Source organism: Bacteroides rodentium JCM 16496 (assembly GCF_000614125.1).
GTDB classification, from domain to species: domain Bacteria; phylum Bacteroidota; class Bacteroidia; order Bacteroidales; family Bacteroidaceae; genus Bacteroides; species Bacteroides rodentium.
In genome coordinates, this window is the sequence record NZ_BAKJ01000032.1 from 1 (window position 1) to 17,038 (window position 17,038).

Sequence of the window (17,038 nt, forward strand, 5' to 3'; positions counted from 1 at the left end):
TACAGTTCGGTTAAGGGAAACACTTTGTTCTGTTTAGCAAAACACCTTTTATTTGCTTATTTGCTTTTAAATCAGAATAATTTTAGTATTTTTGCCGCATTATTTATGAAAAACATGACTTTTGTATGAAAAAGCAAGACTTCCTCTTTATTTTTGTTCTGGTGATAATATTCCTGCCATTCTTTGTGAGTGAACCCATTTACGATTGGTATAAGTCTTTCAACGCTGCACATGGCATGGTGATGAGTTTCATTAAATTTGGAATTCTTGCTACACTGGGTGAGATGCTGGGACTTCGCATCAGTGCCGGAGTCTATAACCGAAAAGGATTTGGCGTACTGCCGCGTGCCGTAGTGTGGGGACTGCTGGGAATGGGTATCAATGCGGCCATGATAATCTTCTCCAAGGGTGTGCCGCAATTCATGGAATATATGGGAATGGCAAATGCCGCCGCCATTATAAACGGAGAATTCTGCCTGGACAAATTATGGATAGCCCTCGCCATTTCAGTTGCCATGAATACCATTTTCGCTCCGGTATTCATGACATTCCATAAGATTACGGATACGCATATCCTGAATTGTGGAGGTTCGCCTCGCAGCCTCCTCACTCCTATCCCGATGACCCGCATCATTACGCATCTGAATTGGGATGCACAATGGAATTTTGTCTTCAAGAAAACAATTCCTTTCTTCTGGTATCCGGCACACACCATCACATTCCTCCTGCCGGGAGAAATGCGGGTGCTGTTTGCAGCGATATTAGGTGTGGTGCTTGGGGTATTGCTGGCTATTGCGGCTCGGATGAAATAAGCTATAAGTTTGCTTCCGTCACCACCTGGCCGTCAAATAGATTGATGATGCGTCCGGCAAATCCGGCATCATGTTGTGAGTGTGTCACCATGACAATCGTAGTGCCTTCCTTATTCAGTTCATTCAGTAGTTCCATTACCTCTTTTCCGTTCTTTGAATCGAGGTTACCGGTAGGCTCATCGGCAAGTATCAGTTTAGGGTTTGATACGACTGCACGGGCGATTGCCACGCGTTGCTGTTGTCCACCGGACAGTTGTTGCGGGAAGTGCTTGCTGCGGTGCATGATTGCCATACGCTCCATAGCGGTTTCCACCCGGCGCTTGCGTTCGGCGGCAGGGATGCCCATGTAGAGTAGCGGCAGTTCTATGTTCTCGTACACATTCAGTTCGTCAATCAGGTTGAAGCTTTGGAATACAAAGCCGATGACTCCTTTTCGCAGGTTGGTGCGTTGGGCTTCGGAATATTTGGAAACTTCGGTTCCGTTCAGATAATATTCTCCGGATGTAGGGTTGTCCAGCAGGCCGAGGATATTCAATAAAGTGGATTTTCCACAGCCCGAAGGTCCCATGATGGCGACAAACTCACCCTCTTTCACTTCAATGTTTACGTCGTTCAAAGCCAAAGTCTGTACTTCTTCGGTTTTGAAAATCTTCTGTAAGTTTACGGTCTTAATCATAATGCTTGGTTTTTATGGTTTATAAATATTTCATTTCTTATTCGGATTTGATGCAGTCAATCGGATTTGCCTTGTTCAGCAAATAGCTTTGAAGACAGACAGTGACAGCAGATATTATCCAGACAATGCATAGTGGTAATAGAAAGTCCATGACGGTGAGGGGAGCTTTATAGGCAAACTGTTCACGCCAATGGTGCATGAGCCAATAGACAATGGGGACAACAAGAATATATGCAAGTAAAATTTGCAGGCAGAATGGTTTATTCAGTAACAGCACGATTTGTCTGGATGTTGCTCCATGAATCTTGCGAATGCTGATTTCGCGGATACGTTGGCGGGTGGCATACCATGAAATACCGAATAGGCCGAAGCTGGTCAAAGCCAGGCCTATCAGAGAATAGGCGATAAGAAGTTTGGAGAGAGACAATACTTTATCATTGCGTTTCATAAAGTCTTGGTGCATGTCTGTGTATTGAAATACTCCCCCTTCATTCATCTTTTCCCATACTTGGGCTATTTTGCGCAGTGTCTCTTGTCTGTTGCTTTCATTCAGTTTGATCTGCAGATAGTTGGCACCCGACATGTTCTCAGCGGGTGGAAGGTAAAGTATGGCCGGGGTGATTTCATTTTCCAACGAGTTGAATGGAAAATCTTCCAATATTCCAGCAATGATGTATAAAGAATCGGCAGACTGGTCAAATTCTTTCAAAGGTCTTCCGATAGCGTTAGCCCCTGCAGGAATCAGCGTTCTGATATAGCTTTCATTGACCAATGCAGGATAGGCATATTGCTTTTGCAGCTGTTCGGGAACATTGCCGGACAATAGCTTGAATCCCATCGTTTCTACCAGATTGGCATCACTATATAGCATTAATAGATAGGAGCTTTTCTCCGTACCGTCGGTTTGTTTGATGGATAGTTCACGTATCCATGAGTTCAATATGGAGCCTTGTGACAGAGCGATGGACTCTATTCCTTGTACATGTTTCTCCAGCTCTTCTTTAAGTATCGCAGCCGGTGTGGCATTGATATCTCCTATTTCAATCCGGTTTTCGTAACAGCAGGCTTGTTCCTTGATGAGATTGATTTGTTCATTGGCAACGAGAGTTGCGAATATCAGCCTATGGAAATAGAGAACTGAAGAACGACCAGCAGTGCAACGAAACGTTGTTTCTTTTTACCTCCATAAAGTGTCTTGTATTCACTGAATGAGAGTTGTGAAAGTTTATGGCTGATATACCAGGCGGGTACAATGGCCATAACCAGTACAAAGAGCACCAACAAGGGTAGCATCTGCAAGCTGAAAAAGAAATGTACACTTAAATGGGATGCAAATAATCCATTGAAAAAAGACAGACAGTCGTTGATGATAAGTAAAGATAATCCGAATGCCAGTAATACTGTGAGGAATGCATCACCAAACAGTTGGATGCGGATATCTTTCAGGCTGCTTCCCATCAGTTTCTCCACATGTATCATTTTGAGCTGTTGCAGTACCCGGCTCAGCCCCATGTTGGTATAGTTGCAGCAGGCTATGATTAGTACCAATAAGGCGGCAGCAAGGCTGATATACAATAACTGTACGTTACTTTGCTGGATATACGGCAGAGGTTGCTGTGTATTGCTGTCCGGTGTAGTAAAGTAGATGTCGGATAGAGGGTCGACGTAATATTGTGTCTTTTCCGGAAGCAAGGTAGGAACCTTGTCATGATTGATTTTTTCAGCGAATTGTTGGGAATCGGTATTGGAAGTCAGTTTCAAAAGCGTCACTCCACCCCAGAAGTCTTTGCCGTTCCCGGTAATCATATCGAATTGGAGCAATGATTGTGACCGTGATTTCAATATGGCTGCCACTTCATAGTTTTGGGTGTCAGTCATGGTTTTTACTTCCAGCAATTCTCTCAATGGATTTTTATCTCCAAACAGCTTATGTGCAAAGGCTTCACTGAGTGCTACCTTGCCCGGTTGTTCCAGTACTTGCCTTAAACTGCCTGCAATAGAATGATAGTGGAAGAAATGTTGCAAAGTGGTGTCAGCAGATATAAAGATTATGTCGTGGTAAATCTTTTCTCCATATTTACAGTATTGCGGGGCCATAGAATTGATGCGCAGGTAGTCTTCCACTTCTGCATACTTTTCTTTCAGCATGGGGGGAATATTGGCTCCGGCATAGGCAACCTTGTTTCCGTCCTGCATCGGATTATCCTGACGCAGACAGAAAATACGGTGTTTATCCCGATTGCTACTCTCTATATTATAATCATGCACAAAATAGGTGAATAGCAGATTGGTACATGCCAGTCCGATAGCCAGGCTGACAATAGAGATGAAGAAGAATACTTTGTTTCTCCACCAACTGCGGGTGATTATTTTCAGGATTGCAAGTATGGTCATAATTGAGGGATAAATATAATATATTCTCTTATTCGTTTTTGATTACTTCTGCCGGATTTGTCCTTGCTATTTTCAGAATACGGAAAATAATAGTCAGAGTAGTAATGGCAGCTACGATTATGAAGATTGAAATCCAAAATAGCGGGCCGTCATTAAAGAATACGATATACATACTTTTCCATAACTGCAGTATGGCATAACATAAAGGAAATGCTATCGCTGCCGAGAGTACAAGCTGATAAATATACATACGGGCAAACAATATGATGATTTGTTTTAATCCCGCACCGTTTACCTTACGGATTGCCACTTCCTTTTGTCTGCGCTCCGTATCCAGCGTGATTGCCGAATAGACTCCTAATAAAGTAATAATCAAACTAACAAGAGAGAAGAATAAAATGATTCCTTTCATATTGTTTTCTATGGCTTGTGCTTGGTGAATATCTTCCAGCAAGGTCGAAACATGCAATTGTATGCTTGTTGGAAGATATTCTTCCAACATTTTTTTTATGGAGGCTTTTACTTCTTCTACTTTTCCGGGTACACACTTTAAATAGCAATGACCTACATAATATTTGAAATCACAAGGTAGAAAGACGAATCCCTGGCTCTGATTGTAAGTGTCAGCTATGAAATCGGAACAAATGCCGCATACCGTGTAGCTATCTTGGTAATTATACAAAGTGGTTCCCAATAATTCCTTCTTTATACGTACAGCCAATTTATGGTCTGCTATCATGTCTCTATCTGTCTTCAGCGTATGGCCGACAAGAATAGGAATATTCATAAACTCGAAAAAGTTATTTGGAACGTTCATGATATTGACTTCAAGGTTACTTTCCCTATTATCTTTCTCTGTCTGCATACTTGTTCCCGAAATACCTTCCAGATAATTTATATCTGTCAGCATTTTGTCTTTTACGCCCGGATGTTGGCTGATATGCTCTACAAGAGCAAGTTTTTCGTCATTTTTCATGAAACGGTAATCCAAAGGAATACTGATGATTTCAGACTTTTCTTTTTCTGTCAGTGTGTTGAACAGTGTGGAGCCGGTCTTGTCAGCCTGCAAATATAAAGCTACTGTAAAGACAATGAATAACCAGCAGATGAGAAACTGGATGCCTAAAAAACAATTTCGTATCTTCAGTTTGTACTGTTTGGATTTACTCATGTAGATGTTCGACTGAATGGAAACATGTCTCATCCTCCATACTGTAAATAGGCAGAGTAATAGGCATAGCAAAATAATGCCTGCCATATATTCCGTCGTTTGTATCAATAACAAGTCCCGCTCAATGATTAATGTGAAATTGAATAAAGAGAATGAAAGGTGAGGATTAAATATCTCTATCAGACAGAAGGTCAATAGGAAAGCTATGAGCGAAATGATAATGGATTGGGTGAAAAGCAACCAAAACAGTTGATTGCCATTACTTCCAGTCACTTTGCGAATGCCGAATTCATGTGAGCGGTTCAGGTAACTCCCCGTCAGGAACTGGAAAAAGTTGAGTAGGCCGGTCAGCAGAATCAAGAAACCGACAATAAGGGTAATTCCGGCAAAATAAGGAGCAACGGATTTCTCCCGAAAGAGTTTTCCAAAATGCGAGGCTGACACAGCATTCTCTTTACCAAATAACATATGCTTCAAGTCTATTGTACGAAAACCAGCTTCAAGTTGGATAGCTGTCTTGCCAGGACGGAGAAGGGCGAAAGTCAGTCCACCGGTCATACTGTCTCGTCTATTAAATCGCATGAGTCCTTCACTGTCGTTCAAGGTTAACATATCAATTTTTTGGAGAAAGCTATGGCTGGTATTCAATGGAATATCCTCTACTACTGCTTGTATGGTATAAACAGTACCTCCTGTTCGTGGTGTGGTATCAGGCGAAGAAAAAAGCCGTTGTATTAGAGTCATCCGCTTTCCTATCGGGTTCTCTCTGCTACCAAATATCTTTTGTGCCAGAGAGTGTGTCAGTATCACGGCATTGGGAGTTTGCGAAGCTACGCTCCATGAACCTTGTAGCACTTTCGGAGTAAACACGCTATGGTAAGCTGTATCTACTTCCATGACATATAAGTCTCATAAGGCAGCTCTTTCCCGTCAATAGTTTCCACATTATAGCTGCGTGAACGGGGATAGGTAATAAAAGTAAATGCTTCTACCTCATTAAACTGCTGTTGGCGCAAAGTTTCTATCAGTGTGGCGGGAGTTCCGGACCATAGTTCTCCTTCTGAATTGTGCATGTTTATATCTGCAATCCGTTCCCAGTGGGTAAAGCACTTGTCGGTAGAATTTATATAACGGCTGCAATAGAGACAGATACTGAAACAAAGTATACCTACAGACAGACCGACAATGGAGATGATGTTCTGTGCCTTGTATTTCAGCAGATTCCTGATTGCTATTTTAATGTAATGCTTTATCATATTATTTATTATGTGTTATTCACTTTTGATTACTTCTGCCGGATTCTGTTTTGCGACCTGCCATACTCGCCAGCCAATGCATAATGCTATGATGATGGCAATACCTATGAAAATGGTCATATAAATCCAGCTGCTGATAACAGTTTGTTCGACATAATTTTCCAACCATCGTTTCATCAGTATATACCCCATTGGAAATGCTATAATAGAAGCAAATATCAATAATGACATATATTCTTTGATAAACATTGTCAGGATGTCTTTAACTGTTGCACCATTTACTTTACGTACAGCAATCTCTTTACGTCGGCGTTCACAACTCAGGGTGACTAAAGAGAAAATGCCGAATAGGGTAATTAGAATACATACTATTGATACGAAAAGGAGTAATTTTATTAATACTTTTTCTGATTTTAGATATTCTTCATATACCTCTTCTACATTTACGAATTTATATCTTGTATTGGGGTAGAATTGACTGAATAAATTCTCTATCTCATGTTTTAATTCTTTCCATTTGCCCTCATGGAACTTCACTAATATGTCCCCTTTTCCACCCCAAAAATTCTGAGAAAATCCGTGTTTCCCAATCAACATTATTGGCTTTACGGGTATAGTAGGAGCTGTTGTATGAAAGTCTTTTACGATACCAATAATTGTTTTAGTATTTCCTTCACTTAAATAAAGTTTTTTTCCGATGGGATCAGACATACCTAACTGCTTTACAGCAGCTTCATTTAATATTACTTTATCCGTCTCCTCTTCTTTCATAACTTCTCCCTTAATAAGATTAAGATTGTAAAAATCTATAATTTCTTTTCCTTCGATTATACTTTGTATATCAATTCCTTCTGCTCCTTCAATTTTGCCATCCCAATCGTTGATATGCAAACTTAAACCGATTGTGCGTGGAAGGAGCCCGTGATGTCCTTTCAGAACTTCATAGGTACAAGAGATTTGAGCTACCTTTTCTGATATTTCGTCATAGTTGTCATGAGGATAAATAAAAGAAAAAGCTGCAATATTATGACGCTCCCATCCTAAATCTGTATGAGTGAGGTGATACATCTGTTTCAACAGAACACTCATACAAAAGAGAAAGAGTATACTTATAAATATCTGAAACAGTATACTACATCGATAAATAAAGAAACGTTTGTCTCTTTTCTGTTTTATTGTACGACGTAGTGTAAAGGGAAGTAATAGAATAAGTAACAATAATAAAAGGCTAATAAAATATAGCAGTGATTCATAATAGATATTGCCTATAATGCCGGACATTTCTCTGAATGTAGGTAAACTAATCTCTATCAATACCATGCCTATTATTCCTGCAAGCAAAATCATGGTACTATACTCAACTATGAGAAGTGTAAAAATTCCTCCGATAGATGAACCGCATATTCGTCTTAATTCCAGTTCTTTATTACGAATATTTATACGGGTTATAAACAAAGAAAGATAATTGAAAAGAGAACATGTAATGACCAATCCACCTATGATGGAGAAAAATATCAGATATTGGAATTTGATGGACTTCGTCTCATTAATTTCAGAATAATGATATTTGGTGAGAGGTATTAGTCTGACATCTTCAAAAAGGTAATGAGGGTCGCGTGAATCTTTTTTGTACTCGCTGGCATTAAGTTTTACTTGGAAGTTTTCGACTGAACTACCTTTTTTCAGTTTTGTACAAATTTGAAAACTTCCATAATCCCAACTATCCAGCCATTGATGGAAGTAAGCCCCTTGCCCCCAACAACCGAAAGTAAGATTGCTATGTTTTAGTCCTTCTAATATGGCTCCAATGGTTACAATATTGTCTGCAATAGTCAATTCTTTGCCTAATACATCAATATTTCCGAAGAGCTTCATTGCAATGTCTTTTGTTAAAGCTATCTGTGAATCGTTATGTAAAAAGTCCATGTTTCCTGCAAGAAGAGTGATTCCAAACATTTTTATAAAACATGAATCAGCCAGTAGCATAGGTGTTTTTATAGTAGGACTACCTTCAAGTCTTAGTTCATTATCATTCCATATCATGTATGCACAAGCATCTTCTACTTCCGGAAAGTTTTTTTTCAAAAGATTGGATGTTGGATAAGGCATTCCGACTGAATAGCCATATCATTAAGAGCATTATTGTTATAAAGTAAATATAATCTATCTGCATCCTTATGATAATTATCGTATGTCATTTCATAACGAATCCACATTGCTGACAACGCGAAGCAAGTAAAGCCGATTGCAAGCCCAATGATACTGATAAAACTCTGTGTCTTGTATTTCAGCAGATTTCTGATTGCTATTTTTAGATAATGTTGTAACATAATGTATGTGTTTATTATTCGGTTTTCATGATTTGTGCCGGATTGATATTTGCTGCCTTACGGATTTGCCAAAACAGTGTACCCAACGAAATGAATGTAACGACAGCCAGACCGATAGCAAATATTCCGATAGATAGAGACGCTTTTACTGTAAACTCTTTTGTATACTCATTTATGATATAATAAGCAAGAGGAACAGCTAAAAGGAAAGCAATGCCCAATGCTATTATATATTTTCGGAAAAGTAAAGGGTAAAGGTCACTTAGTTGTGCACCATTAATCTTACGAATGCTGATTTCTCGATAGCGTTGTCTGATGTCAAACAATGAAATGCCAAACAGCCCGAGGCAGGAGATGGCAATGGTTGTGCAGGAAAATATGGAATAGATAGTGGCCACTTGTTTGTCTTTTTGATAAATCGCTTTCACGTTGTCTTCTAGCAACGAATATTCGAATGTATCACTACCATAAATTCTGTATTCCAAGTCGCGAAGAAACTTCAGTAAATCGTTTAACCGTCCCGGAGTGTAACTTATCTGAAAAAGATCACCGCTTTGAATCGGATAGATTTCAAAGATGGTAGGCTGTATGCCGGAACAGAGATGTCCGTTGTAATAATCTTCCACTATGGCTGAGATAGGAATCATGGCCGCATCCGTGCTATTCCTTTCCTTGTAGTCCTCTATAATCATGGCACCATCTAAATTGTCATAGTGCAATGCCTTTAGTGCCGAACGATTGACAGCAATTGTTTTTTTTCTATCATTCTCATTACTTTCATATTCCGGCATATCCCCTTCCACGACCTTGATGCCGTATAGTTTAAAGAAATCTGGCGAAACGTACTCGTGTTTCAATGTCGCCTTTTCTCCTTTGCTGTTTTGGTAGGTGACATTGAAGGAAGGCGAAAGTATATTTTCGTAATTGGAATACCAGCATTCTATGAAAGGACATTGGGACAAGGCGCTTCCGATTTCTTGCCTGCGTTTGCGCTGTGCTTTGCGGGCATCCATGCCTCTGTAAGTATTCATATCGCTGGATTCATATATCAATTTGGCTATCAGTATATTTTCTGTGCGAAATCCCGGATTGGTATGGAGCAATACGGACAGTTGCTTGTTGAAGTATAACGAAAGTGTTATCAATAAAAAAGTAAGTATATACTGTACAGATAAGAATATCATGCGGATTCGTACAGAACGAAAACTTGTACTGATATTGCGGATAGAAACCGTAGGCGGTGTGCAACTATACTTTATAAACGGAAAGAGCGAAGTCAACAGCGGTAACATCATTACTATTGTCAATGACAGCCATACATCGAAAGATGTGTATGGGAAAGGAGCGTTGAGCAACTTTGCAATAGGTATGGATGTGATTTCTATAATAAACCAAGCTATCAATAATGCAAGGCAGGCTATCAGGAAATTCTCTGTCCATATCTGGAGAAACAGTGTGCCTCTGCTCAGGCCAAAGACTTTCTTGATGCCATATTCTTTGCTGCGCATCATCATGAATATCAGGTAGATGTTTACAAAATTGATAATTCCTACCAATAACAAAAGCGCACAGACACCCGAAAGGATATAAATATGGGAAGAGTTGCCGGAAGATAACATCATAGGGCATTCTGCTGATTCTACGATTGCATCGTTCCAATAGATGTCGCCCACGGGGATAAAAGAAAATGTATATTGCCTGTTGTCATATTCCCTATAATTGGGATTTACCCACCGGGGATGGCTGCCTATTTCATTCATTAGGTCGATGCTGACTCCCGGCATGAATTTGACGAACTCTATAGGGAGGCGTTCCCAACGCCGGGTCAAAGAAGAGGAAAGAACGACATCGAACTGCAGGGATGTTTTGTTGTGCGGAACAGCCAGCACGCCCGATATTGTGACATCCATTCCATTTGTATAGCGCAGCACCTTCCCTATCGGATTTTCTTTTCCAAAGAGCTTTTTGGCGTAAGAATCTGTCAACAAAGCCGACTCGGGAGCATTGAGCGAAGCACTTCCTCGAACTACTTGATAAGGAAATAATTGGAAGAAACAACTGTCTGCCACCAATACTCGGGCAGAATAGCGATTATAATCGTAAACTACATAATCTTTTTCCAATAAGATGATTGAAGTCTGCTTGTCAATGTTGCGTTTGTCTATATAGATACTGTCTTTTACATGCGAAACATATCCCAGATGCCGGTTTCCTTCCATGTCTTGCACCACTCCATAGACATGCTCCCGGTCTATGCAATGTGTGTCCACTGTCATTTCCCTATGAATATATCGCATCAGTATGATGCAGCAGGCAAGGCTGAAAGCCAGTCCCAGCAGATTGATAATCGTATATGATTTGGAGCGCATCAGGAAGCGCCAAGCATATTTTAGTATTTTCATTATATGTCAAATTTATAATTTCTATGTATCTTTTATTCGTTTTTCATAATGCTTGCCGGATTGATGTTGGCAGCCTTGCGGATTTGCCCAATAATAGTCAACAAGGAGATGGCAGTTGTTATGGCTACTGCTACGGCAAACAAGTTGAATGTCAAAGGGGCTTTGTGGGCAAAATCCTGCAAATAGAGGGTAATGGCAATCCATGACAAGGGTATGGATAGCAAAGTGGCGACTCCCATGACCGAAAGATACTTTTTGATGAGCAAGGGATAAATATCCTTTGCTTGCGCACCGTTCACTTTGCGTAAGCCTATCTCGCGGTAACGTTGCCGAATATCGAACAAGGATATTGACAATAATCCCAATGAAGAGATGAAAATAGCTATTCCGGCAAAGAGCGTATAAATGTTCACCACTTGACGGTCTTCACGATACATCTTTTGGAGTTCATCTTCTATCAGCGTATATTCAAAGTCGGTTCTTCCCGTAGATTCTTCGTATAATCGGCGCAGGAAATCAATGACTTTGGCTTTATTCTCGTGCTTATACGAGGCTGTAACAGTATAAATTCCGCCTATGCTTGCATCGTGATAATAGATGACAACCGGTTGGGTGGATTGTGAAAGGTGCCGAACATTGAAATCCTTTATGACCCCTACTATCTCACAAGGTGGATTGTAGAAATCCGGTAAGCTGCTTGAGGCGTAGTGTGGTTCTTCAGGTTGCAGCTTGTCTTTGGTGATGTCTTTTATTCCATAGACTTTTTTAGCGGTTTCGTTGATAATTACCTTGAAACTGTTTTTGCTGAACGCTTCATCTATGGAGTCGTTCCATAGGCGCCCCTCTACAAGTTGAAAATCGTATATTGCCATGGAATGGCTCGTTAAATGTGCGCGCAATGCCGGATGGAAACCGTTTTCGGCTCTGTTGAGCGCAAAACTGTCAAAACGGAAGTCTGTGAACAGCAAGTTGTTTCCTCTGCTCCAATGCTCAAACAGAGTGCTTTCACTCATTCGTTTATTGACCAAAGCATTGCTTATGTATTGTCTTTTCCCTTCATCCAGTCCCTCTTCCTTATTTGTTTTATATAAGCCAATTTATCGACATACATCCGGCAGGTTATCACATCGTGCGAGCGGAAACCGAGGTCGGCACAGAGCATATACTCCAACTGCCGTACAAAAAATAGGGAAACGGTTATTATAAAGATAGTTACGACATATTGAAAACACAGTAATATCATGCGTGACCGTGTGGAAAAGCGTGAAGATGCCAGCTCGCGTATGGAGTTGACGGGCTTGCTGCATGTGTATTTCAAGAACGGATAAACAGTAGTCAGCAATGGCAATCCTAAAAGTACGGTGGCAGAGACCTTCCGGTCAAAGCCGGAGTCTGTTGTGGTAGGTATATAAAGCTCATGGAAAAAGAAAAACTTGGTTATTTCTATTAAAGCCCAGCAGAAGAGTAATGCCAGTCCCGTCAATAAGATATTCTCGGCATATATTTGCAGGAAAATGTCCGTCCTGCCTGCACCGAACACTTTTTTCACCCCGAACTCTCTTGACCGCTTGGACATGATGACAGTGTAGATGTTGATGAAGTTCAGCAACCCTATGATACCTACCAGGAAGGCTACTACCATCAATACCCGGACATAGCTTTTGCTGCCATATTGATAGTTCTTGTTTTCTTTTCCGTGGTCTTTATCGTAATATAAATCTTTCAAAGGCAAATACTGATAGCGTACTGTCTCATAAGTGCTCCATTTGCTGCGGGGGTGTTCTTTTGAATACTTTTTATTCAGCAGTGCGATGTCTGTATCCGGTGCCATCAGCATGGCGTATATAGGGTCGAAAAAAAGGAATTCGTCCAGTTCATCCGACATGAATATATCCGGCATCCACGATGTCTTGGTATCGGGGTCGTCCACCACTCCTATAATAGTGAATTTATACCCTTTTGTGTTTTTGAAAGTAGCGCCTATGGCATTCTTTCCTCCCAGCTTCTTCATCCAAAAAGAACGGGTAATGACAACATCCCTCGGGTGGACTATTCTTCCGGTTCCGGCAATCACCCTATATGGAAAGATTTTGAAGAAGGTGCTGTCTACAGAAAAAGCGTTCGTTGCAATTTCTTGTTCCCCGAACAGAACGGGCATATCCGATATTTGATAAATCACCGTAAATTGTTCTACGGCAGGATCCTTTTCCAATCCTGACTGGTATCCTCCCAAGAAGTTCTCACCATTGCTGGTAGAGGCTTTTATCAGGCAAATACGTTTATATTCAGGAAAGCATTGGTTCACCGTATTTTCTTGGTGGATGTATCGGGCTACTGTGAGTACGCAAGCCAAACTGCACGCCAGTCCCAATACATTGATAAGAGTGTATGCTTTGAATTTCAGCAATGCATTTATGGCTAAGATTATTTGTCTCATTGTGCGTCGTTTTATTTCATTATCAATTCTTCTGCCTCCCCAAAGGTATCATATCCCGTTGTAATTACCCAATCTCCGGGCTGCAAACCTTCCGTAATCTCGTATTGTTGCGGGTTTTGGCGACCGATGCCAAGCGGCACGCGTACGGCTTTTGTCTTTGCAGCGTTCAGTTTATAAATCCATTGCCCACCGGTACTTTGGTAGAAGTTGCCGCGCGGGATGACGAGCGCCTCTTCCGGCTGTCCGAGTTCTATCTGCACACGAAAGCTCTTGCCCACACGTACATTATCGGGCATGTCGCCGGTAAAGACGAGGTCTACGTCGAACGTACGGTCTTTGACCTCGGGCACTACTTTGGTGATGCGCAACGGGTATTTTCGTCCCTGATAGTTGATGGTGGCAGGCAGCCCCGTAGTGATACGGTCGATGTAGTATTCGCTCAAGGCGGTATGTACTTTGTATTGGTCCAGCACCTTGATTTCGGCAATGCTTTCGCCGGAGGATACTTGTTGCCCCGGAGTCACTTTGACAAAGCTGAGCTGACCGGCGACGGGAGCTTTCACCACCAGGTTGCCGAGCCGTTCGCAGGCACGTTCGTATTTCTTCCGCTCGCGTTCGCGGTCGTTTTTGATGAGGTCTTTGCGGATGATGGTAACGGCGGAGTCGTGGCGAAGGCTTTCGCGTTGCAGGCGGGCGTTCTGTACTTTATAGTTGTACTCGTCCTCGGACACTTCAAGCTGTGCTTTGCTCTTGATGCCCATGCGGTACTCCTCCTTGTCGAGGGTGAAGCTCTTGCGCAGGCGGTTGAGGTCATAGTCGGTCTGCAGGGCCTGCTGTTGCAGGTTCAGGCTTTGCTGTTCCATTTCAATCTCTTTTTCGTGGTAGGTGATGAGCTGTTTTTCCCAGTCGTCGCGCTGGTCCTCGATGCTGCGCAGCAGGTCGGGGTTCTCAAGGACGAGGATGGTGTCTCCCTGCCGTAGCAGGCTCCCCTCCTCTCCTATGATGCGCTCCACGCTTCCGGCTTCGCGTGCATTGACCTTGATGGTGAGAATGGGCTGAATCAGTCCCTCCACGTCCACATATTCCATGAACTTGCCGTTTTTTACTTCGGCTATCTGTATGTTGTCTTGCTCGATGCGCAGCTTGCTGGGACCGAGCGAAAGGGTGATTACATAGACCAGGAAGGCAAGGAAGGCAGCACCTCCCGCCAGGTAGTAGCGGTAACGGATGTACCAGGGTTTCTTTTCAAGTTTTATATCCATAATGTAATATTTTATGTACTTTTTTCTTTTTAGATATACCCCCTTCAGAAGTACTTCTGAATATGGGAACCGAGTTTTACTAAAACTTTATCGGAGATTTAGTAAATTGTCACCAGAGTTTTAGTAAATCTCCGGTCTGCTTTTACTAAAACGTATTCCGTTATTTTATCACTGTATATTTTTTTCATCAATGACTCTTTCCAAGTCTTCTGCCAGTGACTCCTCTTTTTCAAAGTCGTATAGTGTGATGCTTCTCAGTGTATAATACAAACTCCAATAATTATAAAGAGCTGTGACATAATTCCTCCGTGCTGTATCTTTTTCTGTAATAGAAGCGTTGAGGTCCAGTACCGAGGACTTGCCAAGCAGGTAGAGTTTGCGGGCCACTTCGGCACGCCGTTGTGCCGTATGGTCTGTGCGGGCGGCTATGTTCACCCGCTGTGCTTGCAGGTTAAACTGTTTTACGAGTTTCCGCACGTTCAGGTCGAAATCCGTCTTGTCCTGCTCCACCTGCGTGTAGACAAGATCGCGGTTGGAACGTGCCACGCGTACTTGTCCCCTTCCACGCCCCCAGTCCAGGATGGGGAGAGTGATGCCCAGGCTGACGTATTGCTGGTCCAGAGGTTTCCGGTAGGCATCTTTCAGTTTGCCGGCAGTTTGTGTCAAGCCAAAACGCAGGTAGATGTCTGCTTTCAGTCCGGCATTGGCTTTGGCACGGGATACGGCACTCTCGCTCTCCACCTTGCGGCGCAGCATGTTCTGTATCTCCGGACTGTTTTCGTTGGCAAGCATCAGCGCGGCATCCAGGTCGATGTGCAGGTCGGGCACCCGGTTGTCTACCCTTACCTTTATATGGAGGTCTTCCTGGATGCCGAGGTAGGAACGGAATTCCTGCATGCAGTTTTCCACTTCGATGCGGGCATTCATGCAGTTGGTTTCCTCGGTCAGTTTGTTGAGCTCAAGTTGCAGCATCTCGTTCTCGCTGATGGTGCCGATGTTATATCGTCCTTGCGCATATATATATAAGGTGTCGGCATTGGCATAGTTGGCATTGGCTATCTCGAAATTACTTTGTGCTTTGGCCAGGTTGAAGAATTTCTCTGTGGCATTGGCGGCAACAAGTTCAAGGGTTTCTACATACGTCTTTTTAGCTTCGCGGTAACGGATGGGCTCGATGCGGCGGTCCCACTTCAGGCTGTTATAGCCAAACAAGGATTGGCTGTATCCGATGTTGACGGGTGAAGTCTGCCAGGAGTAGGTGTCGCTGCTGAAAAGGTCGAGGCGTTGCGCTGCCGTTTCAATGAAGACGGTACCTCCGGTCCACGGCACGTTTTGTGTCAGGCTCAGTGTCAGGTCGGTACTCAGCAGGTTTTGCTCTATGAACTTGACGTTTCCGTCACTTTGAGTCACTTTGTTGATGGCACGGTCCAGATAGGGGGTGGAAGTAAGCTTAAGTGTCGGCAGGTAGTTGGCGCAGTAGTATTTGTAGTTCCAATAAGCGGAACGGAAGCTATGGCGGGCATTTTGGGCGTCGGGAGACTGCTGGCGGGCCTGCTCAACGGCTTCTTCCAAAGTCAGCTCCAGCATGTGGTCCTGGGCGGCGGCACCCGATACCAAACAGAGTGTGATGAGTAATACAAATATATTCTGATGCATAGTCGTTTTCTTTGCTCTAAAAGGCTCAAACTCTATGCCATAAATATAATAGTCTGTATTATAGATGATTGAATGGATTGCAAGTGCTCTATATGTGTGCAGTTACGCACAAAAATAGTGCGATAATGCACGCACAACACATGGATATTATACTTATCTTTGCCATCAATGAATTGTACATATGGAACAGTTAGGTAAAATATTGATTGTAGATGATAATGAGGATGTCCTCTTTGCTCTGAACCTGCTTCTCGAACCCTACGCCGAGAAGATAAAGGTGGCGGTGACGCCCGACCGCATAGAGCATTTTATGACTACTTTCCGTCCGGACATTATTCTGTTGGATATGAACTTCAGCCGTGATGCCATTAGCGGGCAGGAGGGTTTCGACAGCTTGAAGCAGATTCTAAATATCGACCCGCAAGCTGTGGTCATCTTCATGACCGCCTATGCCGATACGGATAAGGCGGTACGCGCCATCAAAGCGGGGGCTACGGATTTTATTCCCAAGCGTGGGAGAAGGAAAAGTTGCTGGCCACCCTTTCTTCGGGCATGAAGCTGCGCCGTTCCCGGACCGAGGTGAATTTGCTGAAGGAGCAGGTGGAAGTACTGAGCAATGCTACAGCGGGAGGTTCAGAAGAG

General features: G+C 42.6%; 8 protein-coding genes and 3 pseudogenes. 2 read left to right on the plus strand and 9 right to left on the minus strand.

Translation table 11 applies throughout. The features are described from left to right. Positions 1-125: 125 nt before the first annotated feature. Positions 126-812 carry a hypothetical protein gene (locus tag JCM16496_RS14015; protein WP_025835065.1) on the plus strand — a complete coding sequence of 229 codons (687 nt, stop codon included), beginning with the start codon at positions 126-128 and terminating at the stop codon, positions 810-812. A 1-nt stretch (position 813) separates the two neighbouring features. On the opposite strand, the gene JCM16496_RS14020 is transcribed toward JCM16496_RS14015, so the two are convergent. The 9 genes and pseudogenes from JCM16496_RS14020 to JCM16496_RS14055 form a co-directional block, all read right to left on the minus strand. Beyond that, positions 814-1,488, minus strand: a complete 675-nt coding sequence (locus tag JCM16496_RS14020; protein WP_025835066.1) for an ABC transporter ATP-binding protein — start codon at positions 1,486-1,488, stop codon at positions 814-816. 37 nt (positions 1,489-1,525) lie between these two features. After that, a pseudogene (locus JCM16496_RS25300) lies at positions 1,526-3,882 on the minus strand (ABC transporter permease). Positions 3,883-3,910: 28 nt separating this feature from the next. Beyond that, a pseudogene (locus JCM16496_RS14030) lies at positions 3,911-6,309 on the minus strand (ABC transporter permease). A gap of 15 nt (positions 6,310-6,324) precedes the next feature. Further along, a pseudogene (locus JCM16496_RS14035) lies at positions 6,325-8,639 on the minus strand (ABC transporter permease). A gap of 14 nt (positions 8,640-8,653) precedes the next feature. After that, complete coding sequence (locus JCM16496_RS14040) at positions 8,654-11,041, minus strand: ABC transporter permease (RefSeq protein WP_025835067.1); 2,388 nt, start codon at positions 11,039-11,041, stop codon at positions 8,654-8,656. Positions 11,042-11,073: 32 nt separating this feature from the next. Further along, a complete protein-coding gene (locus JCM16496_RS23955) occupies positions 11,074-12,054 on the minus strand; it encodes an ABC transporter permease (protein ID WP_244440390.1) in 981 nt (326 codons plus the stop codon). A 23-nt stretch (positions 12,055-12,077) separates the two neighbouring features. Beyond that, the gene (locus JCM16496_RS23960; protein WP_244440391.1) at positions 12,078-13,478 is read right to left on the minus strand and encodes an ABC transporter permease; all 1,401 of its coding nucleotides are present in this window, start codon (positions 13,476-13,478) and stop codon (positions 12,078-12,080) included. A gap of 11 nt (positions 13,479-13,489) precedes the next feature. Further along, positions 13,490-14,740 (minus strand): efflux RND transporter periplasmic adaptor subunit, encoded by a 1,251-nt coding sequence (locus JCM16496_RS14050; protein ID WP_025835069.1) that lies wholly within the window; start codon positions 14,738-14,740, stop codon positions 13,490-13,492. Between the two features lie 168 nt (positions 14,741-14,908). Continuing rightward, entirely contained in the window at positions 14,909-16,396 is a 1,488-nt protein-coding gene (locus JCM16496_RS14055) for a TolC family protein (protein ID WP_025835071.1), read from the minus strand. Between the two features lie 181 nt (positions 16,397-16,577). On the opposite strand from JCM16496_RS14055, the gene JCM16496_RS24970 reads away from it, so the two are divergent. Then, positions 16,578-16,952: a response regulator gene (locus JCM16496_RS24970; protein WP_369346669.1), complete on the plus strand. Its 375-nt coding sequence runs from the start codon at positions 16,578-16,580 to the stop codon at positions 16,950-16,952. Positions 16,953-17,038 lie beyond the last annotated feature (86 nt).